Annotated in this window: 19 protein-coding genes and 1 riboswitch; of the genes, 4 read left to right on the forward strand and 15 right to left on the reverse strand. The window is 49.5% G+C overall.

Features of this window, described 5'->3' with window-relative positions; all coding sequences use genetic code 11:
- Positions 1 to 162 precede the first annotated feature (162 nt).
- The 7 genes from BO18_RS19635 to BO18_RS19665 form a co-directional block, all read right to left on the reverse strand.
- Entirely contained in the window at positions 163 to 2,070 is a 1,908-nt protein-coding gene (locus BO18_RS19635) for an ABC transporter ATP-binding protein (protein ID WP_066738390.1), read from the reverse strand.
- Positions 2,071 to 2,489: 419 nt separating this feature from the next.
- On the reverse strand, positions 2,490 to 3,629 hold the full coding sequence (locus tag BO18_RS19640) for a PTS transporter subunit IIC (protein WP_034449063.1): 1,140 nt from the start codon (positions 3,627 to 3,629) through the stop codon (positions 2,490 to 2,492).
- A gap of 47 nt (positions 3,630 to 3,676) precedes the next feature.
- Positions 3,677 to 4,432 (reverse strand): ABC transporter ATP-binding protein, encoded by a 756-nt coding sequence (locus BO18_RS19645; protein WP_034449064.1) that lies wholly within the window; start codon positions 4,430 to 4,432, stop codon positions 3,677 to 3,679.
- Positions 4,432 to 5,463, reverse strand: a complete 1,032-nt coding sequence (locus BO18_RS19650) for a FecCD family ABC transporter permease (RefSeq protein ID WP_034449065.1) — start codon at positions 5,461 to 5,463, stop codon at positions 4,432 to 4,434. Before BO18_RS19650 ends, BO18_RS19645 begins: the two co-directional genes overlap by 1 nt.
- 22 nt (positions 5,464 to 5,485) lie before the next feature.
- Positions 5,486 to 6,550 (reverse strand): ABC transporter substrate-binding protein, encoded by a 1,065-nt coding sequence (locus BO18_RS19655; protein WP_185752520.1) that lies wholly within the window; start codon positions 6,548 to 6,550, stop codon positions 5,486 to 5,488.
- A 176-nt stretch (positions 6,551 to 6,726) separates the two neighbouring features.
- Positions 6,727 to 7,005, reverse strand: coding sequence for an EAL domain-containing protein (locus tag BO18_RS19660; protein ID WP_034449066.1), 279 nt, complete (start codon positions 7,003 to 7,005; stop codon positions 6,727 to 6,729).
- A gap of 169 nt (positions 7,006 to 7,174) precedes the next feature.
- Positions 7,175 to 8,584, reverse strand: coding sequence for a sensor domain-containing diguanylate cyclase (locus tag BO18_RS19665; RefSeq protein WP_034449067.1), 1,410 nt, complete (start codon positions 8,582 to 8,584; stop codon positions 7,175 to 7,177).
- A 169-nt stretch (positions 8,585 to 8,753) separates the two neighbouring features.
- On the opposite strand from BO18_RS19665, the gene metF reads away from it, so the two are divergent.
- The 4 genes from metF to BO18_RS19685 all read left to right on the forward strand — a co-directional run bounded on the left by metF (position 8,754) and on the right by BO18_RS19685 (position 14,199).
- Positions 8,754 to 9,617: a methylenetetrahydrofolate reductase [NAD(P)H] gene (gene metF, locus BO18_RS19670; RefSeq protein WP_034449068.1), complete on the forward strand. Its 864-nt coding sequence runs from the start codon at positions 8,754 to 8,756 to the stop codon at positions 9,615 to 9,617.
- The gene (locus tag BO18_RS19675; protein WP_051688981.1) at positions 9,617 to 10,294 is read left to right on the forward strand and encodes a vitamin B12 dependent-methionine synthase activation domain-containing protein; all 678 of its coding nucleotides are present in this window, start codon (positions 9,617 to 9,619) and stop codon (positions 10,292 to 10,294) included. Before metF ends, BO18_RS19675 begins: the two co-directional genes overlap by 1 nt.
- A 3-nt stretch (positions 10,295 to 10,297) precedes the next feature.
- The gene (locus BO18_RS19680; protein ID WP_034449069.1) at positions 10,298 to 12,700 is read left to right on the forward strand and encodes a homocysteine S-methyltransferase family protein; all 2,403 of its coding nucleotides are present in this window, start codon (positions 10,298 to 10,300) and stop codon (positions 12,698 to 12,700) included.
- Positions 12,701 to 12,792: 92 nt separating this feature from the next.
- Positions 12,793 to 14,199 (forward strand): GGDEF domain-containing protein, encoded by a 1,407-nt coding sequence (locus tag BO18_RS19685; protein WP_034449070.1) that lies wholly within the window; start codon positions 12,793 to 12,795, stop codon positions 14,197 to 14,199.
- Between the two features lie 27 nt (positions 14,200 to 14,226).
- Here BO18_RS19685 and BO18_RS19690 read toward each other — a convergent pair whose 3' ends face one another.
- The 8 genes from BO18_RS19690 to BO18_RS19725 form a co-directional block, all read right to left on the reverse strand.
- Positions 14,227 to 16,125 (reverse strand): glycoside hydrolase family 127 protein, encoded by a 1,899-nt coding sequence (locus BO18_RS19690; protein WP_034449072.1) that lies wholly within the window; start codon positions 16,123 to 16,125, stop codon positions 14,227 to 14,229.
- 15 nt (positions 16,126 to 16,140) lie between these two features.
- The gene (locus BO18_RS19695; protein WP_034449073.1) at positions 16,141 to 16,887 is read right to left on the reverse strand and encodes a class I SAM-dependent methyltransferase; all 747 of its coding nucleotides are present in this window, start codon (positions 16,885 to 16,887) and stop codon (positions 16,141 to 16,143) included.
- Positions 16,888 to 16,906: 19 nt separating this feature from the next.
- On the reverse strand, positions 16,907 to 17,782 hold the full coding sequence (locus BO18_RS19700; RefSeq protein WP_034449075.1) for a carbon-nitrogen hydrolase family protein: 876 nt from the start codon (positions 17,780 to 17,782) through the stop codon (positions 16,907 to 16,909).
- 158 nt (positions 17,783 to 17,940) lie between these two features.
- Positions 17,941 to 19,317, reverse strand: coding sequence for an MIP family channel protein (locus BO18_RS36315; RefSeq protein ID WP_185752521.1), 1,377 nt, complete (start codon positions 19,315 to 19,317; stop codon positions 17,941 to 17,943).
- A 71-nt stretch (positions 19,318 to 19,388) separates the two neighbouring features.
- Positions 19,389 to 19,490: riboswitch (TPP riboswitch) on the reverse strand.
- A gap of 79 nt (positions 19,491 to 19,569) precedes the next feature.
- Positions 19,570 to 21,231, reverse strand: coding sequence for a hypothetical protein (locus tag BO18_RS19710; RefSeq protein ID WP_034449076.1), 1,662 nt, complete (start codon positions 21,229 to 21,231; stop codon positions 19,570 to 19,572).
- Between the two features lie 70 nt (positions 21,232 to 21,301).
- Positions 21,302 to 22,660 (reverse strand): MATE family efflux transporter, encoded by a 1,359-nt coding sequence (locus tag BO18_RS19715; protein ID WP_051688982.1) that lies wholly within the window; start codon positions 22,658 to 22,660, stop codon positions 21,302 to 21,304.
- A 125-nt stretch (positions 22,661 to 22,785) separates the two neighbouring features.
- Complete coding sequence (locus BO18_RS19720) at positions 22,786 to 23,799, reverse strand: alpha/beta hydrolase (RefSeq protein WP_034449077.1); 1,014 nt, start codon at positions 23,797 to 23,799, stop codon at positions 22,786 to 22,788.
- A complete protein-coding gene (locus tag BO18_RS19725) occupies positions 23,789 to 25,033 on the reverse strand; it encodes a M24 family metallopeptidase (protein ID WP_081861158.1) in 1,245 nt (414 codons plus the stop codon). The genes BO18_RS19720 and BO18_RS19725 overlap by 11 nt, the downstream gene beginning before the upstream one ends.

A 25,033-nucleotide genomic window follows, 5' to 3' on the forward strand; every position in this document is an offset into this window, starting at 1 on the left:
TATACTATATTTTTGTTAATATAATTAGTGGATAGATTAGTTGAATGTACGAATCGGAATGCCGAAAAGCCCCTCCGTAATGGCAATTTCAATATTTTCCGGAAAGCAGACGTCCGCAAACACCCTTTCGCCTTATTTTCGGCTTTATTCACTTAGGGTCACTTAACCGTTTTCATCAACAGGTTCATCCGCCGGCTGGGTCCCCCAGATGTACTGTTCGAGCTCGGAAACTCCGTCCTCTTCGATGAGCGCTTTGGAGAACTGCGTCTCGTAGAGTTCGCGGTAGATTCCCTCCTTGCCGAGGAGTTCTTTGTGACTGCCGCGCTCTGCTATCGTTCCGTCCTTTACAACGAGGATCTCGTCAGCAGCAAGGATAGTCGAAAGCCTGTGTGCTATAAGGATGCTCGTCTTGCTCCTGATGATGGGATCGATAGCATCCTGGATCTTCTTTTCTGATATCGAATCCAATGCTGACGTAGCCTCATCAAAGATGAATATCGTAGGATCCTTCAGGATTATCCTCGCTATTGAGATACGCTGCTTCTCGCCGCCCGAGAGTTTCAGGCCGCGGTTGCCGACTTCGGTATCCATACCCTTTTCCTGCTTCTCGACGAAGTCCCATATGTTTGCCTTCTTCAATGCTTCGATCATGTCATCTTCTGTAGCATCAGGCTTCGCGTACAGCAGGTTGTCGCGTATCGTTCCGTTGAACAGATAAGTCTCCTGGGACACTACGCCGACCTGGTCTCTCAGGAATTTCAGGTCGAGTTTTCTTACGTCGATCCCGTCGAAAGTAACGCTTCCGGAGTCAACGTCATAAAGACGCGGGATAAGGTTTACGATCGTACTCTTGCCGGAGCCCGAGGGTCCGACGATCGCTATGCTCTTGCCTGCCTTGAGAGTGAAGTTGATATCTTTGAGTATCTTTTTCGATTCATCGTAAGAGAATTCGACGTGCTCGAAAACAACGTCTCCGGTCACATTATCAGGCGTAACCGCATCGGGCGCATTCTCTATCTCGACCGGGATGTCGAAATAGTCGAATATACGCTTGAACAGCGCCATGGACCTGATCCATTCGACCTGTATGTTGAGCAGGCTGTTGACCGGCATGTACATCCTGCCGAGCAGGGATACGAGCACGGAAATGTCGCCGATCGTGAGATCCGGATCGTACTTCATCATAAGTATTCCGCCGACCAGATATATCAGCATAGGACCGACTGTCGTAAACGTCGTGAGCACCACCCTGAACCATCGTCCGGCCATGCTCTCTTTTATGTTGAGAGCGATCATCTTGCGGTTGGCATTCTCATACCTCGCATACTCATATTTCTCTTTGCCGAAGAGTTTCACGAGGAGCTGTCCGCTCACGGAAAGCGTCTCATTCAGTATCCCGTTCACCTCATCATTTACCTGCTGGGATTCATTGGTCAGTGACCATCTCTTCTTGCCCGCGCTCCTCGTCGGAATGGTAAAGACGGGAACGATTATGATGCCCACGAGCGCAAGTATCCAATTCTTCTGGAACATCGCGATGAGGGCTATTACAAGGGTGATGGAATTGGAAAGGATGCTGCTGAACGTGCTCGTGATGACGGACTTAACGCCGTCGATGTCGCTCGTCATCCTCGTTATTATGTCGCCCTGGTTATTGGTCGTGAAAAAACGCTGGCTCATCTTCTGCAGATGCGAATACATCTGGTTGCGCATGTCGAATGTGATATGCTGGGCGATCCATGTGTTTATGTAAGTCTCGGCAACTCCGATCAGGCTCGCAAACAGCGTTACGAGGAGTGAGAGCGAGATATAAAGTATGAGCGCGTTCAAATCTTTTTTGAGAAGTCCCTCATCAAGGATCTTGCCTGTCAGGATCGACGGAAGGAGTGTGAAAAAAGACGATACGATTATGCACAGTATCACGAGTATCAGCTGTTTGGTATACGGTTTGAGATATGAGAATACGCGCTTTAATAATTCGGGCGTGACCTTAGGCTGGTTCTTCTTCTCTTCTTCTGTCAGGAACTGCCCTCCCATGGGGCCTCCCATACCTCTTCCTCCGGGCGGCATACTGTTCTCTCCTGTTCGTTGTCTTTAAACCTATTCAGTTGGTAGTAATCGTTCTAATGCTACTTTTTTATCATAGATGAAAAGAATTGCAAAACAAATGCATACGCGGCTCCCCCGTAGGAAAGCCGCGCTGTGAGAAACAAAAACTTATTAGGATGGGCAGGATATCTCGACTACCTGCCGTCTACCCCATATCTGGATTATATAAGATTTGAGCCCGATTCCACTGTGTCAAAATGCCCTTATCTTTACGGTAAACTTTGGGCGAAAATATGCAAAAACAACAATTCGATTCTCAAAGCATTCAAGCCGTCAAAACCCCGTAAATACTGGTCTTATTACGTTACAGCCTTTTGAAGTGCCGTTTTCCTTCGAGCCTCAAAGCAAAGTTTACAAAGTGCCTTAACATCAGGACATTATCAGCCCTGGAGCTTCATATATCCTTCTTTGATCCATCCGAGCTTTCTCATTATCTCGCTGAAAAGGAGTGAGAGAAGAGCCGGTGCGATGATGCATACGACAGCCATTCCGACCCACGCCATTGGGGACAGTGTGCCTGACTCAGTCATTGCCGAGAAGCATCCGAGAGGGCCTACGAGACCGCATGTACCCATACCTGCGGCAACGCCGTTGCACTCGAGCTTGAATACCAGTGTTGATATGGGTCCCGTTATAGCTGCTGCAAGAGTAGCAGGGATCCAGATCTGGGGATGTGTCATGATGTTGGGCATCTGGAGCATCGATGTGCCGAGGCCCTGTGATACGATGCCTCCCCACTTGTTCTCTCTGTAGGATGCGACAGCAAAGCCGACCATCTGAGCACAGCACCCTGCAAGAGCAGCGCCGCCTGCGATGCCCGCGATTCCGATTGATGCGCAGATAGCAGCAGAAGAGATGGGGAGCGTGAGGATTATTCCGACGACAACAGAGATAACGATACCCATAGCGAACGGATGGAGCTGTGTTGCGGAGTTGATGAAAGTACCGAGCCAGTTCATAGCGATCGCGATCGGAGGGCATGTGATGTAAGCGATGAAATATCCGACACCCAGTGTAACGAGAGGCGTAACTAGGATATCTACCTTTGTCTCCTTGGAAACCATCTTGCCGATCTCGACTGCGAAGATAACTGCGATGAATACGCCCAGAGGGCCTGCCGTATAAGGCTTGTCGAGCACGAAAAGTCCGACGTTTCCGATGGCTCCCGGATAACCGTTTGCGAAGTAACCTACTGCTGCAGCGCATGCCATAACGAGCATAGGAGCTTTAAGAGCAGCGGCGATACCGACACCTATTGCGGCACCGGTGATGGCGGAAGCAAGCGAACCTGCCTTACCGATATAGTGAGCCAGTCCGACAAAGAACGGAACGTTGATCATGCCGAGATACTTGGCAAGTGTTGAAAGTATGGTTCCTACGAGAAGTGATGCGAAAAGTCCCTGAGCCATTCCGCCCATTGCATCGACGAAATATGTCTTTGCGGATACGTTGATATCCTTGTCCTTCAGGAACTGCTTGAATGTTCTCTTCTTCTTTGCTTTAGCCTTCGATTTACCCATAGTCCGACCCCTCCATTAAATAAATCGCCAAGATACTATCACAGCGGTTATTTGTAATCAATGTAAGACGCTACGTCAAAATCATAGACTTTTAGCAGCATTTCAGGCGTCGTTCCGTCGATTATGTCACCATCGAAAACGATCCGGCCCTCTTTGAGGAACACCGCCCTCGAGCAGCACCTCCTCGCCTGCCCGAGATCGTGGAACACTCCGACCAGAGTGTTGTCGATGCCGTCCGTGCCGGAACCTGCCCAAAGGTTAAGTCTGTCGCAAAGTTCAGCCTTGTACTTGATGTCGAGATTGTTGCCCGGTTCATCCAGGAAAAGGAACGGGGATCTCTGCGCGAAAGTCCTCGCCAGAAGGACCCTTTGCAGCTGCCCGCCCGACAGCTCATCCAGGTGCCTGTCCTTAAGATCTGTGATGCCGCATTCTTCCATGCACTTTCCGGCATAAGCGGTATCAGCGGCACTGACGCCGAAAAGAGAATTTCCCGCAGAGGCATATGTGCCGAGAAGCACAGTCTCATTTACGGTGTATGGAAAATATATATCAGTTGTCTGAGGCATGAGCGCGATGAGACGGGCTACGTCTTTCCGCTTCATCGAAGATACTTCCATGCCGTCTATCAGCACTTCTCCTTCATGCGGGATGATGCCGGCAAGAGCCCTTAGGAGTGTCGTCTTTCCCGAGCCGTTGCTTCCTCCGATGAACACCTTTTCGCCGGACCCGATCTTAAGATCGATCCCGTGAAGGATCTCGGTCTTTCCGTATGAGACTCTCAGATTCTTTGCCGTGATCTCCATCAGCGTTTCCTCCTTGATGCAAAGAAAACATAAGCAAAGAACGGCGCCCCGATGAGTGCCGTGACGGCGCCGACGGGTATCTCGCGGGGAGAAAGGAGCGTTCTCGATATAAGATCGCAGGCAGCCATGAACGCGCCTCCGTAGATGAACGACAATGGCAGAACGAGCCTGTGTGAAGGTCCGAATATCTTTCTTACGATATGGGGAGCCGCAAGATCGACAAAGCCGATGACTCCCGTAAAAGCAACCGACACGCCTGTCAGAAGAGAGCATACAAGTATGGCTGCTGTCTTGGTCTTTTTAGCATCAACGCCCATGGCCCGTGCCTGAAGGTCACCGAAACTCATGATGTCCAGTTTCCGTGACATCAGCATGAGCACAATGAATCCTGCAACACAGACCGGGAACATGATCGCGCAGTGCTTCCATCCCCTGGCGGAAAACGACCCCATCATCCAGAGGATGAGCTGTTTGGAGTGATCCGAGTATAAAGTCGACAGCAGGTTCATCATGCCGTTTACGAAAAGCGACAGGACCATACCTATCAGCACTACAGTGGTGTTGGATATGCTCCTGTCGATCGCTGATGCGAGCAGCATGGCTGCGACGACTGTGGCAAGACCGAAGACAAAACCTGCGAAAGGCAGCATGAATCCCGCAAGCGCGGGGATCGATATCTCAAGGATGAGCACCATCGCGGCACCCAGAGAAGCACCGGACGAGACTCCCAATGTGTAAGACGACGCCAGCGGATTCTGCAAGAGAGCCTGCATGCACGCACCACTGACAGAGAGCGCGCCTCCGACCATGAAAGCCATCAGCGCTCTCGGCATCCTGATGGTCCAGAATATCGAATCCATCATTGGTTCGATATCTGATGGAGTACCTTTCCCCGTTATGTGGCCTCCGATTATCCCGAAAAGGTCTTTGAGCGAGATGTAGACACTTCCCGACCTGATGGCGAGGATAAGTATAAAAAGGCACAGGACTGCCGATATCGCTATCTTTAGTCCTGTGCCCCTTTTAGTCATATCCGTTTCCGTTCAAAGGATGTCAGCCGACGACCTTCTCAATGAATTCATCCTTGAGTTCATCGAATGACTGGGTATAATTGCCGAACTTATCAGCATAAATGTACTTGCCCCATTCGAGAGTTGCCTCTCCGACATGGTGATTGGGACGTGAGCAGAGATCCTCATCGATCTGGTATACGGCTCCGTCCTTTATGGCCTTTACTTCTTCCCAACCCTCAAGAGCCTTTACCTGATCTGCGGCACCGGGCAGCCAATTGCAGTCCATGAGGATAACGTCGGGATTTGCAGCTATCGCTTCCTCTACGGATACTGCGAGCCAGCCTGACTTCTCACCGAATGCATTCTTTGCACCGAGCATTTCGATCATCTCGTTCATGTATGTGTCTTTACCGAATGTGTAGATTGTCGGATACTCCGCATCAGGAACGTTCATCATTACGAGAACGGTCTTCTGCTCACCTTCGGGAACAGTTTTGCCCTGCTCTTCGATGCCCTGCATGAATACCGTAAGTCCCTTGGAGTAAGCCAGAGCCTCATAGCCCTTGCCGACACAAGCACCGATGAACTCGATGTCATCGCAGATGCCTTCGATCGAAGAAGGCGTAGGGATATCGGCTACGCACACACCGCTGTCAACGAGTGACTGGAAAGGTGATGTTCCGCCGACAGAGCTCATGCCCGATGTGAAAACGAGGTCGGGGCTGAGAGCCGCGATAGCCTCATTATCGGGTGCCATCATGTCGAACTGGGCGACACCTGAAGGAAGCTTGTCTGCAAAAGATGCAGAGTTCGTATCTATACCGACGATCTTATCACCCAGACCAAGTTCAACGAGCACCTGAGTGGTTGAAGGAGCCATCGAAACGATCTTTTCAACATTCTCCGGAACCTTGATATCATTTCCCGCACGGTCCTTTGTGGGAACTGCCACGGTGATCTCGTCAATGAATTCCGAACCGGCCGAGACAAGAGATTCCACTTCGGAATTCTCGGCGACTTCTTTGATCTCCATGATCTTGGAGCAGCCTGTTGCAATTGACAGTGCAGTCACTGCAGCCAAAACAACCGAAATTATCTTCTTCATTTTCTTTTCATCCTCCTCAGGGAACACCGGTAATATAAACACCGGTTTCCTTATAATGATTGAATTATAATCCATCATTTGAAGCTTGAGGTATAGTCTCCGGCACCCGTTCTATATCAAAAATCTATTCTCATTAACGGAAATTATTATGGAAGTTGCTAAACATCAACGGGCTTTCAGCTCTGCATGTTCTTATAATACGGAGACCTGAGTCTTTCCGTCATGTCTTCCTTACGGAGCGGCTTATCGAAATAATAACCCTGGATGACGTCAACACCGAGTCCTTTCAGGACATTGATCTGATTGTTCTGTTCAACGCCCTCGGCTACGGTATCGATGTCGATATCCTTTGCGAGCATGATGAGCACGTTCATTGCACCGGTGGTACCCTTGTAAACATAGAAAAGATATTCGCACAAGAGCATGAAACCGCAGATGATGTTCAGTGAAAGCACCACGGATTTTCTTACCCGCAGAGGATCCCTGCTTACGGCATAAAGAGGCGTAAGTATAAATCAAAGGACCGCTTCAAAGAGCAGAAAAGCAAGTTGTAAACTTTGTCCGTCTATCATACGTCTAACAGTTTCTTATCATCAGTTGATCAGTAGCCTTAAAATCCTCATGTCATCTCTTTAGTTCGGGATGCTTCTCATAGAAAGCCGCCTTATCCAGGTACATGCGCTCATCAGCGGTATGCATTGCTTTACGGATGTCCTGGGAATCATTTACGCAGCTGTATCCCGTCGCAAACCCGACAGGGCCGAATCCCAGTTCTTTCGACTTCAGCTCACTGCAGAACTGTTCAAGTTCCTTATCGCCCGTATCCGGGATTATGATCATGAATTCATCACCGCCGGCACGGTAGACATCGCATCTCTTAAATACGTCTCTCAGCAATTCCGCTGCATGCTTGAGAAGCCTGTCTCCTGCAAAATGGCCCTGCTCGTCATTAACGCGCTTGAGACCGTTGATATCGGCAAATACTATTCCGAGATTCCTTAAGTAATCCTCACCGGACACAATGCGCTCGATCCTCTCGTTCATCTCATTACGGTTCAGAACGCCTGTCAGCATATCGACCGAGCTTAGGATCTTAAGTCTTCTGATAAGCTGAACGCTTGCCACAGATGAAGCAACGAAGAAAGTTGTAAGTTCCATTGTCTCTTTGATCTGATCCGTTTTCTGCGTGTCGAAATTCGTAGCCCAGATGTAGCCCAGGAGTTCCTCACCGAACTTCATCGGGAAAAGGACGATGCTCTCGACCCTGTGTGTTGTCATCGACTCGTACCAGACAGGATTCCTCTCCTTAAGATATTCCATGTCACTTCTGTTCTTGAGTATTAGGCAATTGCTGCCGCCGATCGTATCTTCCCACTGCTCAGCGACATTTTCATAGAAGTTCGGATCTTCGTCGAGGATCGACTGCATCGTCAGACCCTGACCTTCTTCGGAACTTGCTTCAGCAAGAACGCGGCAGGTCCGGTCTATCGGGTTGACTGACAGTATACAGCATATAAACGCACCGCAGATCTCGCGGATATCCTTTACGACTTCCTGTATCGTATGGTCAAAATCAGAAGTGTTCGAAAGCTTGATGCAGGTGTTGAGGACTGCTGAAGCAGTATCCTGTGACAGATTTGCCATCTTCTTCGTATCAGCCTTCTGCGTTACGACCTGGGTATATGTGCAGTAATGCATGTTCCCTTCACTCTTTAGGGGGATAAGATAAAGATCGAACCAGAAATCGAATCTTTCCGGATGGACGTAAGTATGTACCGGATGCTTTTCGACCGCTGCACGGTAACATACCGTCTCAAAATTCAGATCCTTAGGGAAATAATTCTGATATATGCTGTTAGGTACGAACTTGTTCGACATCAGCTGGGGGCCGTCCCAAGCTGCCTCTATCGATTGTACATAAGCCTTGTTTCCCGCAACCAGGCGGATATCCCCATAATTGCCGTCTTCTTTCATCTCAACAGAGATCACGCATGTCATGGTCTCTATGTTGTCAACAAAAGCCTGAAAATCCATATCTTACCTCCTCATAAACCTGTCATTAGCAGTGCGGAAAAACCATACAATTAATTTTAACTAAAAAATGTAAAAGAATCTTAAATATCCTTTCATATTTCTATAAATGTGATTTTGCGTCAGTTTTTGGTAAAATTGAGCAAAATCCCATATATAAAGAGGCTAAAGAATGAAGATCAGCAAGATACTTGAAGACAAGACTCCGACGATATCTTTCGAGGTATTCCCTCCGAAGGCTGAAACGGGTCTCGAAGACGTTAAAACAGCGGCAGGAGCCATCGCGGCTTTAGGACCTTCCTATATGTCAGTCACTTACGGTGCGGCAGGATCAACCTCCAAGCTCACGATAGAAGTCGCTTCAGGCATCAAGAATCTGCACGGCGTTCCGGTAATGCCCCACCTCACATGTGTGGCATCGACCAAAGAGCATGTCGCAAACATGATCCGCCAGATCAGGGAAAACAACATAGACAACGTCATGGCATTAAGAGGTGATCCGCCGAAGGACGGCATCATCTGCAACGACTATATCCACGCATCTGACCTCATAAAGGACATCAGGTCACAGGATGCCGATATCTGCATCGGCGGAGCGTGCTACCCCGAAGGTCACATCGAATGTGCGCACAAGGCTGACGATATCCGTTATCTCAAAGAGAAAGTCGACGCAGGATGCGACTTCCTCACGACGCAGATGTTTTTCGACAACAACATCTTCTATAACTTCCTCTACAGGATCAAGGACGCAGGCATAAACGTACCCGTCGTCCCCGGCATCATGCCTATCACCACTGCAAAGCAGCTCTCAAGATCGGTACAGCTTTCAGGCACCAGCGTTCCGGAACGCTTCAAGGCAATAGTCGACAGGTTCGGAGAAGATCCCGTATCCATGCGCCAGGCCGGCATTATATATGCTTCTGAACAGATAATCGATCTTATCGCGAACGGCATAACACATATCCACGTCTACTCCATGAACAAGCCTGACGTGGCTTCCGATATTCTCTACAACCTCAAGGGGATCATCAACTGATGCCGCTCGGAGTCGACATACCCGTAAAAGAGGTACAGCGGTACATGGGATACCGCGGTCTTACGGATATCGGACCCGACATGGAGGCTAAGATATCAAAGGCCATAGATCAGGTAAGCGCTCAGTCTCACCCAAGGAGCGTCACAAAGGAATTCCCCGTCACCATAAACGGGAATGACATCACCATTCATGCACAGACAGAGGAAGTCACTCTGACGTCATCCTCCCTTGCAAGAAATCTCGAAGGCTGCTGCGGAGCAGTCCTCCTTGCGGCGACGATCGGTCCTGCTTGCGACATGCTCGTAAGAAGAGCATCCGTCACGTCATCTGCTGAAGCTGCAATCTATCAGGCAGCAGGCGCTGCAGCAATAGAGGCTTTCCTTGACGACTTCAATGCAAATCTCGAAAAGGATTACGAGTCGCAGGGGCTCTTCCTCCGACCGAGATTCTCGCCAGGATACGGCGACCTTGCCCTCGAACATCAGAAGGACTGGTTCAGGCTCCTTGATATATCGAAGCAGATTGGGATCGAACTTACGGATTCCCTTCTTATGGTCCCCACCAAATCAGTCACTGCGCTTATCGGCATCGGGATAAACAGGAGCGCATTAAAATGCTCCGGATGCGCCGGATGCAGCAGGCATGACACCTGCAATTACTCGAAAGAAGGTTCTTGACACATGAGCTTAAGAGACAGACTCGGTTCTGAATGGTTATTCTGTGACGGAGGCACGGGTTCGATCCTCCAAAAACTCGGACTTAAGGGCGGCGAGCTCCCCGAGACATGGAACCTCTCAAGACCGGATGACATAAGAGCTCTTAACAGGAGTTATTTCGAAGCAGGCTCGAACATAGTAAATACCAACACTTTCGGTGCCAACGGCTTCAAGTTCGGCAATGTATCCGAGATAGTGACAGCGGCTGTAAAGCTCTGCCAGGAAGCCAGAAAAGAGGCAGGACGTGAAGACGATGCTTACGTTGCCATAGACGTCGGTCCTACAGGCAAGCTCCTGGAACCCATGGGAGATCTCCCCTTCAATGAGGCAGTCAGGGTTTTCGCCGAGATAATAAAGGCGGGATATGAGGCAGGCGGCGACCTGGTGCTCATAGAGACCATGAGCGACTCCTATGAAGCTAAGGCTGCAGTAGTCGCAGCTCACGAAGTATGCGACCTTCCCGTCATCGTCACGATGGTCTACGACGAATCAGGCAAGCTCCTCACCGGCGGCAGCGTCGAAGGTACCGTAGCCATGCTCGAAGGACTTAAGGTCGATGCCATCGGCATCAACTGCGGATTCGGTCCGAAGCAGATGCTCCCGATCGCAGAGCGTCTGGTCAAATGCTGCTCACTCCCCATCGTCGTTAACCCCAATGCCGGACTTCCGAGAACTGAGAACGGCGAAACGGTCTACGACGTCGATCCCGAAGAATTCTCCTGTGTCATGGAGGAGATCGCCAAGCTCGGAGTCCATGTAATGGGCGGCTGCTGCGGCACGACTCCCGACCATATCAGGACGATGATAAACAAAGTAAAGGTACTGCCTTTCACTCCGCCGACCGTAAAGAACGACACATATGTCACGAGTTTTGCAGACTGCGTAAAGATCGGCAAAAAGCCCGTGATAATCGGCGAGAGGATCAACCCCACCGGCAAGAAAAAACTCCAGCAGGCTCTCCGTGAGAACAACATCGACTACATTCTCACAGAAGCTTTGAAGCAGGAAGAAGCAGGAGCTCACATTCTCGACGTAAACGTCGGACTGCCCGAGATAGACGAGCCGTCCATGATGGAGAGCGTCATCGTAAAGCTCCAGTCCGTAACGAATCTCCCTCTGCAGATAGATACCACGAATATCGAAGCTCTCGAGCGCGGCATGCGCATATATAACGGCAAGCCCATGATCAACTCCGTCAACGGCAAGGAAGAGAACATCGAAGCGGTAATGCCCCTTGTCGCAAAATACGGCGGCGTCCTGGTATCGCTTCCCTTGGATGAGGACGGCATACCCGAGACATCAGACGGCAGGATCGCCATCGCAAAGAAGATATACGAAGCGGCAGACCGTTACGGCATCCCGAGAAAAGACATCGTCATAGACGGTCTTGCCATGACGGTCTCCTCGGACCCGAATTCCGCGATTGCGACACTTGATACCGTAAGGCGCGTCAGAGACGAATTCTCCGGACACTCCATACTCGGCGTATCCAATATCTCATTCGGTCTCCCCGCCCGCGAGCTGGTCAATTCACACTTCCTCACGATGGCAATGCAGAACGGCCTCTCATGCGCGATCATCAATCCCTGCAACGGCCACATGATGGCTTCATACAGGTCATATAATGCGCTGATGAACCTGGATCCCAATCTTTCTGAATTCATCGATGCTTATAAAGATTATGTCGCCGGCACTTCCGCATCTTCCTCAGGCACGAAAAGCTCATCCGCCGCTTCTTCAGGCGCAGCCCTGACACTCGGCGAAGCAATCGAGAGAGGCGTCGTCGGACGTGCCACGGAAGCAATGAGAGAAGCACTCGCTTCCGGAAAAGAATCGCTCGAGATAATCGACGCCGAACTGATCCCGGCACTCGACCGCGTCGGCAAGGGCTTCGAAGCGGGAACCGTGTTCCTTCCCCAGCTCCTCATGAGTGCCGATGCCGCAAAGGCAGCATTCGCGGTGGTAAAGGAAGCCATGGCGGATAAGCCGAGAACGACAAAAGGACAGGTGATCCTCGCTACCGTCAAGGGCGACATCCACGACATCGGAAAGAACATCGTAAAAGTAATGCTCGAGAACTACGGCTACGACGTAATAGATCTGGGCAAAGATGTGCCGCCCGAAGTCATCGTTGACTGCGCGATAGAGAACAACATTAAGGTGGTCGGGCTTTCAGCCCTCATGACCACCACGGTTGCATCCATGGAAGAAACGATAAAGCAGCTCAGGGAAAGAAAGCCCGATACAAAGGTCGTCGTCGGAGGCGCCGTCATGACGCCTGAGTATTCCGAGCAGATAGGCGCCGATGCCTATGCCAAGGATGCTATGGCGACGGTAAGATACTGCGACTCCGTTTTCGAGGCATAAATATCAAATCTCAATTTACTGCCCCGTTATCCCATTCGCGTCCCTGATGTGGTACAATTCTGTCAAGGATTCTTTATAAATGGAGGCGTACCATGGACTATAAGAGTTTTGTCGACATGATCGGTGTTATGACATGTATTATCTCGGTCGAGACAAAAGAAGACGGTTCCTACGGCGATATCAGGATCGTAACAGGCAATGACGCCTATATTGCCTCCATCGAATTCTTCAATGAAGATGCGCCCCAGATGATGTCCAACAAGTTCATCCCGAACTCCAAGTATCAGACATATTTCCCGACGGATCTTAATTTCGAGGACTTCTGCTACAGATGCGCAGTCCTGAAGCAGCCGATGCACACCTATGTGCATCCGGAAAGATTCGACTTCTGGTTCAACCTCTTCATGATGCCGTTGGGAAGCGAAGGCAATCTCCACTACTGCACATATTCACAGATAGTCACTAAAAATGCGGACAGCGAGGAGATGAGCAACACTTCCGCTTCCATCGCGACCGATGTCCTGAAGACATGCATAAAACTCAGCGGTGCGACCAATTTCGCTCATACAATGGACGAGGTCATCTCCGACATAAGAAAGATATGCGATGCACAGTCCTGCGTAATCCTCCTCACGGATCACGAGACCAGAAAGTGTTCCGTCCTTTGTGAATCCAGAAATGAATACTCCATGCTCCCGAGCATGCGCGGAGTCCTCAACGACCAGTTCTACGATCTCACATCCTCATGGATGGACACGATCGGCGGAAGCAACTGCCTCATCGCCAAGAACAGGAACGGCATGGAATACATCAGGGAGAAGAACCCGAAATGGTATGAATCCCTCATACAGAAAAACGTCAACAGCATCGTCCTCTTCCCTCTCAAGTTCAACGATGAGATCCTGGGCTACATCTGGGCATGTAATTTCGATACCGAGAATTCCGTAAAGATCAAAGAGACACTGGAACTCACTACATACTTCGTAGCTTCTGAGATTGCAAACCAGAGGCTCGTAGACAGGCTTAAAGTCCTGAGCTCAAAGGATCTGCTCACGGGCGTCCTCAACAGGAACGAGATGAACAACAAGATCGACAGCCTGAGAAAGAGCGACAGCGATGAGCTCAAGGGCATCGGCATAGTCTTTGCCGACCTTAACGGCCTGAAGCGTGTAAACGATCAGGAAGGTCATGAAGCAGGCGACCTGCTGCTCAAGAATGCCGCGATAGTCCTTCAGAACGTATTTACCGGTGACGAGATCTACAGAGCCGGCGGCGACGAGTTCATGATCTTCATGTCCTTCACCACCGAAGAGACGATCAAGGAGAAGTGCGAGAAAACAAAGAAACTCCAAAGGCACTACGGCAATGTATCCTTCTCACTCGGCTACTGCTATCAGAACGATTCGACCGACATCACCGCCGCGCTGAAGCTTGCGGATCAGAGGATGTACGAAGATAAGGATCAGTTCTATAAAGAGCATCCCGAACTCAAGAGATAAGTTCACCTTTAGCTCTACCGGGTCTTATCACCTCATCCAGACACGCATCTCCGTCTCACCGCGGTTGCCCCACGTATAGTATGGTATCGCGACCGCCTCTACAGGCTCAGTTACGGGCGCATCGTCGGAATAGAGTTCATCATTTTCAGCCTCACGCCACGCCTTTACCGCCAGTGCATCCACATCAGGCAGCCCCGGAACAGATGTGATGTCTATTCCGGATTTCCTGTCTATGCACAGCGCCTTAACGCTTCCGTTATCGACACCTTCAAAACAGTAAACGAGCGGTCCGCGCCTTAACGATACCATGCCCGCAGCTCTCGGAATGCGGCTCGAAGCATATACGAAATGGGGCGTTCCGTCGAGTTTCAGTTCAATCTCTGAAGAACCTTCCACATCTATACAGATATAACCGTTATCAAGTTCGGGACTGATCTTTACGCCGTCCTTTACGAGTCCGAAAGAACTGCTCCAGCCCGGAACGCGTATAGCCAGCTTCCCCGTTCCCTCTACGGAATATCTGATGTCCATTCCGTGAGGATAATCAGTGGTACAGGTAAGCGTAAGTCCGTTATCAAACTGCACCTCGCCCGGAGCGATCAGGTGACAGTAAGCCGTGTCCTCATTCTCTCCGTATGCATATCTGCCAAACGACTCTATGAGTCTTGCGACATTAGGAGGACAGCATGCGCACTGATACCATTTTGGTCTCACGGGCAGGTCGTGTTTATGAGTGACGGCAACTCCGGATATCCCGGGGTCGACCTCGAGCGGATTTACATAAAAGAATCTCTTTCCGTCCAGCGCCATGCCTGCCAGAACGGTGTTGTAGAATGCCCTTTCCATGATGTCGGCATACACGCCTTTTATCTCGTTTTCGAGCATTCTCGACGCAAAGAAAATGAGGCCAACGGAAGCGCATGTCTCGGCATAAGCGGTATCCGGCGGAAGATCGTAATCCACCGTAAAGGCTTCGCCCTGCACCGTCGAACCGATGCCGCCGGTAACATACATCCTTCGTCTGACGATGCTGTCCCATAAACGCCTGCACGCGGAAAGCAGTTCATCGTCTCCTGCCTCCGACGCATAGTCCGCCATGCCTGCATAAAGATAAACGGCTCTGACGGCATGACCTGTCGCAGCCTCAAGTTCGCGAAGCGGTCTGTCGCACTGACGGTATAAGAGATCGCCCTCATCCCTGGGGTTCGAACCCCAGACGCTCCAGTTGCGATTATCAGCCTCTTTTATGAAAAGCTCCGGATCCGTCCCCCGTTCATTCAGAAAATGCCTGCACAGTTCCAAAGCGCGGGCATTCCCCGTCAGCCTGTAGAGTTTCATGAGCGCAAGTTCTATCTCGGGATGACCGGGCACGCCGGGATTGCCCTTAACGATGAAGTGGTCGTATATGTGCTCCGTATTTTTTATCATGACATCAAGGAGTGTTCTTTTTCCCGTTGCCTCGAAATGCGCGCAGGCGGCTTCTATCATGTGGCCTGCAACATAGAGTTCATGAGCCTCGTGAAGATTTGTCCATCTCTTATCGCGGTCCTTGACCGTGAAATACGTGTTAAGATACCCGTCTTCATCCTGTGCCGCGGCGATGTAACCTATTACTTTATCCAGCTCTTTTTCGAGTTCGGGATCAGGCGTGTTCATCAATGAGAATGACGCCGATTCAATCCATTTCGCGACATCACTGTCCTGGAAGACCATCCCGTAGAATCCGTCTCCGGGATCCTCACCGCGCAGGACTTTCCCCGCGTTGATGAAGTTAGCTATTGCGTGACTTTTCTCGGTATTCGGAGCCTCATCCATCAGGATCTTTTCCTGCCACGGGATTACCGTTTCCGTAACGAGCTTCTGGTATCTTCCGATAAAACCGGATGCTTTATAAGACTTTCCGGAGATCTGATGCTGTATCTTCATAAACGTATCTGTCCTTTATCTTTTGGATGCTCTCACAACAAGGAAATCAGGCTTGTGGAACAGGTCATTCTGTTCCGGATGCTTTCTCATGATCTCCTCATCAGGCACGGGCTCTATCATCTTTTCTATCGTGAATCCCGCTTCCGCCAATGTGTTTACTATGGTCGAGAACGTGCGGTGATATTTCTTTACTCCCTCAACGAACCAGCCTGATTCCCTGAGACCTTCACGGCAGTAATTTGCGAGATTTACATATATCTTTTCACCGTTCCCGTCCCTCGTCCAGCGCTCGAAATCACAGCTACCGTAGGTCGTATTTATAGGATGCTCCTGCGAGAAAACAAAAACACCGCCGGGTTTTGTCTTCGCATATATGTTTTCGATGAGGCTCTTAAAATCCTCCACATAATGGAAGGCCAGAGAACTGATCACGACATCGAACATTCCGTCAAGGCCGCCCAGGTCTTCCATCGGCATATTAAGATAAGTGATCGCGGGGTCGCTGTTTTCTTCTCTGGCCACCTCCAGCATCTTTTCAGAGATGTCGATGCCGACGACTTTAGATGCACCCTTTTCAACAAATGCCATGCAGTGCTCGCCGAATCCGCATCCGAGATCGAGCACTTCCTTTCCCGTCATATCAGGCAGGAGCGAGAAGAGCGCCGGGATCTCGAACAGCACGTTCGCATTTACCTCGCGTTCCCTGAGTTTCTTATATCCTTCGAAAAATGTCTCGTTGTCGAAAATATTCTGCTTTGACATAGATCACCTCTTAGCCCCGTCACCAGGGTACGAATTCCCCGCCTATAACGCCCTTCACTGAAGTATCGGAAAGGATGCCGTAAGCTTCGGGATGTCTGTATTTGTCACCCATAATGTCTTCAGCTCTGTGCTTTCTTAAAGCATCCAGATCGAGTGATGCAACATAGACTCCCGGTTCGCCGGGCGCTTCAAACACGCACATATCCCTGACGCCCGGCTCGTCGTGCTTCCACGGCACACCGTCAAAGAGCGAAGAATGTCCGTTGCAGTCAGGCTGTCCTTCCGGATAGTTGCACGTTGCCACCGCGACCATGTTCTCGTACGCCCTCGTCCTTAACGCGGACAGTCGGTTTATCTCCATCGGACAAGCATTCGGAGCAAGGATCAGTTCCGCGCCTTTCAGCATAAGTATCCTCGCGCTTTCGGGAAACTCCCTGTCAAAGCAGATCATGGAGCCGAACTTTACTTTTCCCCTGCCGAAATCAAGTTCTGCCACACGGAACCCGTCTCCGCCCGACAAAACCCTTTCGAACGAGAAGTCACAGGTATGTACCTTTGAATAATGCATTATCTCATTACCCGTTCTGTCAAAGAACACAACCGAATTCAAAGGCTTAGGATCGTGCACCTCAAGGAACGTTATGCCTATTGCCATCTGAAGTTCTTCGGCAAGACTGCGGAAAGCATTAACGAAGTCACCGTCTTTTTCGACGGCAAGGCTCTTTATTTCTTCATCATCCTGAGGCAGGTAATAACCGTCGCTCCACATCTCCGGGAACAGCGCTACGTCAGCACCTTTTTCCTTTGCTTCGATACATGCACGCTTCCCGTTTTCGAGATTTTCGCGGATGTCTTTTCCCGGCAGGATCTGCAAAAACGCTATCTTTATATCCATTTCATTCCCCCCATATCGGGACAGTATTACTGTCCGGAATCACTTCTCAATTATACCAATTTTCCCCTCAAAAACTTACCGGCCGGAACCATATGATGTCCGGCCGGAAGGTTTACGTGGAAAGCGGTATCAAGGGATACCTGAAATGAACACAAAACTTATTTGCTGCTCTTCTTCGAAGACTCCTCAGAAACAGCCTGTGCTTCCTCTTTTACCTTTGAGATACCCAGGTAGATGAGCGCTGCGAGAGCACCGCCCGCAAGAGGTCCGATGATGAATACCCAGAGGTCTGTCAGAGCCGCACCGCCTGCAAGGATCGCAGGTCCGATGGAACGTGCGGGATTGACCGAAGTTCCCGTGAAACTGATACCGAGGATATGTACGAGCACAAGTGCAAGGCCGATGACAAGACCTCCGAATGAACCGTGCTTGAACCTGCTGTCGGTTACGCCCAGGATTGCAAGAACGAATATGAATGTGAGGATGAGCTCAATGATGATGCCTGCAGGAATGCTGTCATTTACTCCTGCAAGAGTATTGGCACCCAATCCCCATGAAGCCATCTCTTCCTCGACCTCATCGTATACACCTGTCATGTCGATCTTGCCTGCGAGCGAGAACAGATACTGGAGAAGTCCCGCACCTGAAACGGCACCGAGGATCTGGAATACGACATAACCCCAGAAGTCCTTTATGGAGAGCTTACCTGTGATGAGCATAGCGAGTGAGACTGCAGGGTTGATATGGCAGCCTGAGATGTTGCCGATGGAGTATGCCATCGCGACGATAACGAGACCGAATGCAAGTGCCGTGAGGATATATCCGCCGCCGTTTGCAGCATCACAGCCAACTGCCATCGCAGTACCGCATCCTACGAATACGAGCACGAAAGTACCGATGAACTCGGCTGTATACTTCTGGACCGTAACGACAGTATTGTCGACGTTCGAAGAAGGAATGACCATGTAGAAGATAACGAGAACGACTGCGAGGATCGCAAGGTCTGCAAGAAGGAAAGATCCGTTATATACCATTGAATAAACAAGAGCGCTGTCATAGCCTGAACCTTCTGCATATTCGGAAAAGAAGATAACGCCTGAAGCGACCGATCCGAGCCATCTAACAATATAAGCTAAAACAGTAAATGCGATGATCCTGATGAGCGCTGAGTTCCTGAATCTGTTGAGCGCACTGGACATCTTCATCCTGGATCCGGGCTTAAGAGCTGCAAAGCCCGCAATACCAAGCGCAGTGTATCCGATTGTATAGTCGAGGATAACCTGGAAAGGCGTTACGAGATAACCTCCGATCAGCTGAAGGAGACTGAAGATGAACGAGATGATGAAGCCCCATACCGGTCCGAAAGCGACGCCGTATACGATGATCGGCAGCGTCGATGCGGGAGTAACTGTTCCGCCCATCGGCATCTCGAAAAGTTTCAGCTGCGAAAGCACGAAAGCCAGTGCCAGGCAGATGCCACCCGTGGATATCCTCAGGATATACTCACGGTTGGAATTAAGTGATTGTTTTGACATAAAAACACCTCCGTCACGGTGACTCGGTGGAGTCTGCTGACCAGACAGGTCATGCCTATGACAAGAGGATCGAAAAATTATACTTGGTTCCCTACGCCGGCATTATCCGTCAGGTTCAGCGGGTCGGATCTTAAATCCCTCTCAGCCGTTTTAAGGCTCCCCGTTTTCCGTTTGTCGCGACAAATATACTATAACGTTTTCAGATTTACAAGGTCTGAAAACGCACTATTTCGATATATTGAAAATATCAATTTATTTTGTCTGGCCTTTCTTATCTTTATCACGTGACGAAAGCACTTCCCTGATCATCGGAACTGAAACCCGGAGTGCGATAAAACATGTAACAACACACAGTGCAAGCATCACTGCTCCAATGATCTTGACTCCTAAGGCATAAGCAGGCCACTCTCCGGACTGAGTGAAGAATGCGATTATCCCCAATGAATCTGCCACAGCAGAGAAGAATGCCAGGAATGTCATAAGACCCAATCCGGCCTGGAATCTGCTCTCGCTCTTTCGCTCGGCCCTGTCATCTTCCTCCTGGACTTTCCTTCTCTTATCTTCAACCATACGTGCAGACATTTCATTCAGGGCATCAAGTCCCATGGTTACGCTCTTAATGTCTTCCTCAACATTGAGACGTTCCATCAGATATGAATAGAACTCGTTCTGATGCTGGATATGACTGACAGATGTAAGGATGCTCTTTGTCAGGAAAATATTGATCTTGAGACTGAGTTTTTTGATGTTATCATTGATTTTCTCTGTCTCTTCATCATCAGCATAACGCTTTATATCGCACGGAATAATCGTATATGAAGATGCAAATCTGGCATACCTGAAAAGAGAACAGGAAATATACAGAACGCGGATATACATGGTGAAATAATCATTGACCACTTTATCACTGTGTTTCTTCCCGCAGAAAAACGGTTCATCGGTTTCATTCCCTTTTCCTGTCGGCCAGGCATAATAACCGCAGCCTTCACGCGAGGCGGACCAAATGACATTATCAAACGGACGTCTTGCCAAAGATTCATACTGCGAACTCATCTTATACGATTCTTTGTAGCCGTTCGAAAGATAGTATGCTGTTCTCAGAGCATCCTCGCTGTATTCATACTCCTCATCATAATCAAATACAACGCAGGAGAACAGATGCGCCTTGTCGGGAACATTTCTGCGCAATCCCTCCGGGCGCGGTTCGTCATCCCAAAATATATTTCTTCTCTGAGATATAAAACTGATCTTATCATAAAGCGGATCCAAAAGATCACAGACCCAGTTGCCGAGCAGACGTGCCTTTTCTCCCACAATATAAAGAGGCTTTCCATCATCTGTCCGTTTAGGCTCACCATCTATCTCATACAGCAATTTGAACCTGTTGAATTCCTTGAACAGATACTGAAAATAGCAGAGCGTCCTGCTCATGAATTTCTCATCATCATCTATCGTATAGCCTTCACCTTCATGAACGAGTTTTTGCAAAGAAACCTCATACCATAAAAGACCTATTCCTGTACGGAAGATATACAGACCGGCATCGTTTATATCAATCAGGATATTGGGATACGGCATATCAGTATCTTTACTGGCACCGATCATCAATATTCTTTTGGGGTCAGAAGCCAGTTTTGTATTTTGCCAGTATAGCCCCATCCGCTTTTCTATATCCTTATTCCAGGCAGATCCTTTCTCCGGATCAAACTCACGAATAATGTGGTAGTAGACATCGGTCTCAACCTTCTTACCGTTTTTATCAAATTTCGGAATGACAGGCGCAGGCTCCCAACCGATCCCGGCAAGTTTACTGTTTGCTTCATTTATCTCTTTTTCAAAATCAAAGTCTTCATCTTTGAATTCAAAAGGAACAACATAACGCAATCTGTATTGGTTTACCGAGTATTCTTCCATGCTCCACCGTCCTGACTTTTATGTCTAGATATTAGCACAGGCAAGGGGCAAATCAAATGTGAAGGAAACGCTAGCTGTACTTTTTCGACGGGCGCTTGATCAGCAGCAGAATGAACATCGCAACAGCAGTCGTGCCGAGACTTATCGGGTAGACAGTCATGATGCACTTAAACGTGTGGAACTGAGTGAACACAGAGTATATCCACACGAGTCTTATTCCGCAGATGCATACCATAGTTACGATCGCAGGAGACAGGGATATTCCGTAGCCTCTCAAATATCCGCTGATGACATCGTAGAACAGTGAGAACAGATGCGCCGTAGTTATGAGGACCACGCGCGTATAGCCGATCTCCACGAGTTCAGGCGCGGGATTAAAGATCGCAATGAGGTTCTTGCCCCAGAAGATAAGCGTGAAGACCATCAGGCCTTCTATGATTATGCCTTCCAGAAGGCAGAGTTTTAATGTCTTCATGCATCTGTCGATCTTGCGTGCGCCGAAGTTCTGGCCTGTTATCGTAGTGCAGGCCTGACCGAAGCTGTTAAGCACGTAATAAGAGAATATCTCGATATTGAACGCTGCAGAAGACGCAGCCGCAACCGTAGTTCCGAGACTGTTGATCGCTGCCTGTATAATGATGTTCGCGGTTGAGAAAACGCAAGCCTGCGCACTTGCAGGAAGTCCTATCTTCAATATCTTACCCAGTATGCGCCAATCAAGCTTGAGTTTTTTCCAGTCGAACTTAACTTCGCTCTTGGATCTCTTTAAGAAGAACAGCAGGATCAGACTGCTCAATGCGTTGGAAATGACAGTTGCAGTTGCTACACCGTCAACAGTGCGGTGAAGCACGACGACAAAGAGAAGATTCATTCCGACATTTACCACACCCGAGATTACGAGAGCAAGGAAAGGAGTCTTCGTGTTGCCCACTCCCCTGAATATGGCGGCCTCGAAATTATAAAGAAGGATCACAGGCAGACCGCCGACATAGATACGGAAATAAAGAATCGCCATATCGACGGCTTCCTCTGATATGTTCTGAGTCCTTAAGATAGGCTCTGCAAGGAGTTCGCATAAAAGCGATACGATAACGCCGCCAATGACAGCTACGATCAGAGAGGTGTGAACTGCCTTATGAACAGCCTCTTCATCCCTTCTTCCTATGGCATTGGCTATAACGACATTTGTTCCGAGTGAGATTCCGAGAAATGAGTTAACGATAAGTGCGATCATCGGAGTATTGGCACCTACGGCTGCCATGCAGGCTTGGCCCATCTCACCCGTGAAGTTGCCGACGACCGCTATATCCGCAGCATTAAAGAGCTGCTGGAGGATGCCCGTCAAAGCCAAAGGAAAAGCAAACCCGAGAATCTTGTTCCACAGGCTGCCTTCTATCATCGAGCGTCTTACTGTCTTTTCTGCATCCATATAAAAATTTAAAGCCTGATATCCATTCCGTATCAGGCTAGTAGGTTATATCATCAATTGAAAAATAGTCAATATAAGCTGCTATCGGCAATTTGTTGAATCAGCGGGATCAGGTATGCCGTAAATTACAGTCTTCCCATCTTAACGAGTCTTGAAATGCAGGATTCGATAAACTTCTGGACCTCGCGCTCGTACATCGCAGGTGACTTCTCATAGCTTTCGAAATGCTTGGCATTATTGACTATCGCCATCCTCTTTCGGCATCTGAGATTGTCGTAGATGTCCCTTGTCTGCGAGGGCGTGGTGATCTCATCCTCTCCTCCCTGGAAGATCAGGACAGGCACCTTGATCGAGCTTGCGTGGGCAGCAGCATCGCATCTGTTTATGTCGAATCCGAAATTCTTCAGGGCAACCTTTCTTACATGGCCGATTATCCAGTCGGCCGGCATCTTCGTGCTCTGTGTCAGGCTGGTCTTCAGATATCCCGTAAGAGAAGTCATCGGCGAATCGGCAATAATTCCGCAGACATTAGGATCAAATTCTTTCTGCTGTGCGGCAAGAAGGCATGCCGTCGCGCCAGCTCCCCTTCCGACCAGATATATTCTGCAATAAGGTCCTAAACGTCTTTTTGTAAAAGCAAACCAGGCATCGAGATCGACGCTCTCCATAAGACCCCATGTGAAGTTCTTCCCGCCGCTCATGCCATGCGCCCTCATGTGCGTGATTATGCAGTGGCACTGGACCTTGCGCATCATGAGTCTTGCATATGCGGCCATCTCGGCAGGAGCTTCATCGTAGCCGTGAACCAGGATAACCATGCTCCTGCATGTGGAATCCGATGAAGGCCTGTAATATCCTGACAGCTTGCATCCGTCAAAGGATGTCGTCCTGACACCGAGCCATTCATTGTGGAATGTATAGAACCAGTTCTTTCCGCGCCCCATGAGAGTGCTCCGGTCGATCTGCTTGGGTGACCTGTCGACCTGAGGCAGGGGCTTCGGCCTGCTGAATACCTGTCTGAAGATGTTGTCGGTATAGGATTTATAGAGCACGAAAAGGCCTCCTGCGACCAGGATGAGCACAAGCACTATCAGTACCGCAACGAGAATGGCGGTTATGGGTGAACTGTTATCCGACAATTATTCCCTCCGGGCTGTCCTTCCCGGAGCTCAGGAGCAGGCAGCCGTCTTCCGTAACCAGGCAGTCGTCCTCGATCCTGAAGCCGATGTCCCACTCGGGGATATATACACCGGGCTCAACCGCAAGACAATTACCCGCTTCAAATTCCTTGTCCCTCGGGCCGACATCGTGAACGTCCAGTCCGATGAAATGAGAGGTGTTGTGCCAGTAGTAGCGGCGAACATCCTCTTCGGTAAAATTATCAGGTATCAGACCCTGTCCTGCAAGCCATTTGCCGGCGATGTCATACATTTGTGAATTAAGGGAAGCGAACGTTTTCCCGGGTGCGATAAAACCGAAAGCAGCCTTTCTTAAGTCTTGGATAAGTCCCAAAAGCTTCATTCTCTTATCGCTCTCATCTTCAGGCTCCCCGACAAAGAAGACTCTCGAGATATCAGCGCAGTAGCCGTTAATTCTCGCACCGCAGTCGATCTGTATGATCGAACCTTCCTTTGCTATGCCGTCGCCGTCCTTTTCAGGCTCCGAATGGTGAAGATAGAAAGCATTCTTCCCACATGAGACGATGGTCTCGAAGGCAAATGCCATCGAACTCCTTTTCGCCATCTCATACTCGAGTTTGAGATAAAGTTCGTACTCGGACACACCCGGTCTTATAAGCGTCTTCATCTCTTCTATCGCTTCCTCGGTGATCCTTGCGGCTTCCCTGATGGATTCATATTCCAAAGGCTCCTTTATCAGACGCAGAGAAGTCGTTATCTCCGAGACATCCTTTACCTTCCTGCCGTCCTTTTCGATCTGAGCCTTAAGCTCGGCAGGCCTGGTCATGACAGACGAACTGTCCAGAAAAACGGTGATATCCGTGTCTCTTTTGAGTTCGAACTCTTTTTCCTCATATTTCTCGAGATCAAAGACCTCTTCAGCTGAAAGTCCCGCAATGGCTGCAATATCGGACAGGTCCATCCTCTTGCCGTGCCAGCGCTCCTTCATGGAGTCTCTCGCAGGCGCATAGATACCGGTCTTTACCCTGCCGTCTTCCTTCTCGATGACGAGCACGAAGCCGGAACACCCAAGTCCTGTCAGATAAAAGAAATTGCGGTCAACGAAAAAGCGGTAATCCGAATCAAGGGACATGTGCTTTTCTTCGCCCGAGAAAAACAACGCCGCGGTGCGGTCCGGCAACGCGGCAGCTAAGCGCTCTCTGTTATGTCTGAAAAACAAGGGATCTGCCGTCAT

This window comes from Butyrivibrio sp. AE2032 (assembly GCF_000702965.1).

Coding starts and splice junctions, on each gene's coding strand:
- BO18_RS19645 (WP_034449064.1), bottom strand. CDS start 4,432: ATGGAGATCACGGCAAAGAATCTGAGAGTCTCATACGGAAAGACCGAG.
- BO18_RS19655 (WP_185752520.1), bottom strand. CDS start 6,550: ATGAAGAAGATAATTTCGGTTGTTTTGGCTGCAGTGACTGCACTGTCA.
- BO18_RS19675 (WP_051688981.1), top strand. CDS start 9,617: ATGCCGCTCGGAGTCGACATACCCGTAAAAGAGGTACAGCGGTACATG.
- BO18_RS19700 (WP_034449075.1), bottom strand. CDS start 17,782: ATGGATATAAAGATAGCGTTTTTGCAGATCCTGCCGGGAAAAGACATC.
- BO18_RS19665 (WP_034449067.1), bottom strand. CDS start 8,584: ATGGATTTTCAGGCTTTTGTTGACAACATAGAGACCATGACATGCGTG.
- BO18_RS19685 (WP_034449070.1), top strand. CDS start 12,793: ATGGACTATAAGAGTTTTGTCGACATGATCGGTGTTATGACATGTATT.
- BO18_RS19635 (WP_066738390.1), bottom strand. CDS start 2,070: ATGCCGCCCGGAGGAAGAGGTATGGGAGGCCCCATGGGAGGGCAGTTC.
- BO18_RS19690 (WP_034449072.1), bottom strand. CDS start 16,125: ATGAAGATACAGCATCAGATCTCCGGAAAGTCTTATAAAGCATCCGGT.
- BO18_RS19695 (WP_034449073.1), bottom strand. CDS start 16,887: ATGTCAAAGCAGAATATTTTCGACAACGAGACATTTTTCGAAGGATAT.
- BO18_RS19680 (WP_034449069.1), top strand. CDS start 10,298: ATGAGCTTAAGAGACAGACTCGGTTCTGAATGGTTATTCTGTGACGGA.
- metF (WP_034449068.1), top strand. CDS start 8,754: ATGAAGATCAGCAAGATACTTGAAGACAAGACTCCGACGATATCTTTC.
- BO18_RS19725 (WP_081861158.1), bottom strand. CDS start 25,033: ATGACGGCAGATCCCTTGTTTTTCAGACATAACAGAGAGCGCTTAGCT.
- BO18_RS36315 (WP_185752521.1), bottom strand. CDS start 19,317: ATGTCAAAACAATCACTTAATTCCAACCGTGAGTATATCCTGAGGATA.
- BO18_RS19640 (WP_034449063.1), bottom strand. CDS start 3,629: ATGGGTAAATCGAAGGCTAAAGCAAAGAAGAAGAGAACATTCAAGCAG.
- BO18_RS19710 (WP_034449076.1), bottom strand. CDS start 21,231: ATGGAAGAATACTCGGTAAACCAATACAGATTGCGTTATGTTGTTCCT.
- BO18_RS19650 (WP_034449065.1), bottom strand. CDS start 5,463: ATGACTAAAAGGGGCACAGGACTAAAGATAGCGATATCGGCAGTCCTG.
- BO18_RS19715 (WP_051688982.1), bottom strand. CDS start 22,660: ATGGATGCAGAAAAGACAGTAAGACGCTCGATGATAGAAGGCAGCCTG.